This is a genomic window from Endozoicomonas sp. SESOKO4 (assembly GCF_024606275.1).
In genome coordinates, this window is sequence record NZ_JAHHPS010000309.1 from 1 (window position 1) to 1,913 (window position 1,913).

1 protein-coding gene is annotated in these 1,913 nt (G+C 46.5%); it reads right to left on the reverse strand.

The annotated features are described in order from the left end of the window. A partial coding sequence (locus KDK16_RS05875; protein WP_257275139.1) for a hypothetical protein occupies positions 1-1,800 on the reverse strand: 1,800 nt, incomplete at its 3' end. Positions 1,801-1,913 lie beyond the last annotated feature (113 nt).

The window sequence follows — 1,913 nt, forward strand, 5'->3', positions numbered from 1 at the left end:
ATCATCCCAGTTGTCAATACCAAGCTCCGCCGCCATTTGAATGTTGCGAGCTATTGTGGCATCTGCTCTGGCATCAAGAACTTGTTGTTCCAGCCTTGGAATGCCTTCGACTTCCTGCTGAAGTTTATGTGACAGCTGTTGCAGTCCTGCCATCACTTTAAGAGTCTGTAGAAACTCATTCTCAACTCGTTGCCTGAGCTGAAGTGATCTGTATATTTTCTGGTGACTATCAACAATTGTCTCCGTTAAGAGTTTCATCTCCTTTCTGAGCTGGACGAGTTTGAGTTCTGTTGTCTGTTGCTGCTCTTTCAGCTCGCTTTCTATCTCAATCAGCTGTCCGGCCATGTCGCCCGTGACTTTGGAAGCAAACTTTTTGTTCTCCCCAAGAGCATCGATCTGCGCTTCGTTGATACCGCTTAGAACGGCTACCACTTGCTGAATATTCTGAATAAAGAGCTGACTGGTCAGAAAATTTTTAATGACGGGTTTGAAACCGAAGTATTTTACCAGTTGAGAATGCATCCAGGTTGGCGTGGCAACTGATAAAGCCAATCTGATGTGTGCTGTTGTGAATTCAAATTCATCGGCTTTGTCTGGAGTAGCGCTGGTTAATGCCTGCTGGATAGATTCATAGTATGTCAGCGTAATCAGTTTAGCTTTGCTAAGTAGAGCATCTTGCTGTACAGCTAACTCCTCCAGCAGTTCCATTTGCCTGTTTCGAATGACGTACTGGTAGCCTTTGACCTTATCTTTTTTTACCTGTGTGGTTGTTGAAGGAATGGGGTTATTAGCGAAATCTTTTACCAGGAGTTTATAGAGGCCTTCCACAAAAGCGAGGTCGGTCGGATTCTGTTTCAGATGATGGAAAACAATAGCTTCTCCCGTAGCCCCGGTCACTTCCAGTTTTGGATAACCCGCAGGCACAGGATAAGTCTGTGTCTCACCCTCGATGTGTTCAACATAGCTGACAGGTTTATAGTATGACAACAGATCATTCAGGGCTTTCTGTTGTAAACCTTCCTCCAGAACATGAACCTGGGTGTAGGCAGAGGTGGCTGCTGCCAAAAGCACTTCATCATTGATGAAGAGCGATTGACCCAGACGTTGCAGTTCAGGAGTCTGATCGCCTGTAGTCATAAGAAGCATAAAGGTGCGCCCGTTCACTTCAATTTTGTCTACTTTAATGGTGGCAAGGGCGACATAGCGATCAACTTCGCCAAGGCTTCCTGCTCTTTCATTGGCTCCTTTCAGTACTCCGACCAGCCGTTTGGGGCTGGCGATTTTCGTTAACGGTTCCAATGGTTCGATGTCACCTGATTGATGACGAACAGCCTTTATTGAATCCTGACTCGTCATTCCTTCTCTGACTTCAATGACCAGTTTCTTTTCTGCAAGGTTATGGGTGAATCTGAAGACTCCCTCATTACCGACCTTGAGGACTTTGGTGTACTTCTGAGCAACATCATTCTCGTCTGTTTCAAACAGATCAACACTGGAAACGCCAACACCGATGCCAGAAAGCGCGTCTGTGAAGCCTTCAGAAGGAACGTGATAGTCTGCTCTGACTTGAGTCTGGTCAGGGTAGGTGGTGGTAATGGATTTGGGTATTGGCTGCAGATCATCACCTAAAGTTGGCTGAACTATGATCTCGCTCTGGGTAAACTCCACATGTCCATTGACCGGAATATCGACAGATTTTGTCTCCAGCCTGAAACCGGCCAGTGCCTCTGTACTAATGATGGAAGTGCTGATGGCAATAGCCACTGCAAGGCTTATGGCATTGGGGCGGGCATGTGTCATTCTGTTACCTTGGAGCTGAGTACTTTTATTACCGTGCACAGTGATTGCCATAGCAGGCGAGGAAGCGACTTCTATTCGCTCATGGCTGTTAATTGCTTATGGCTGTTCCGGTA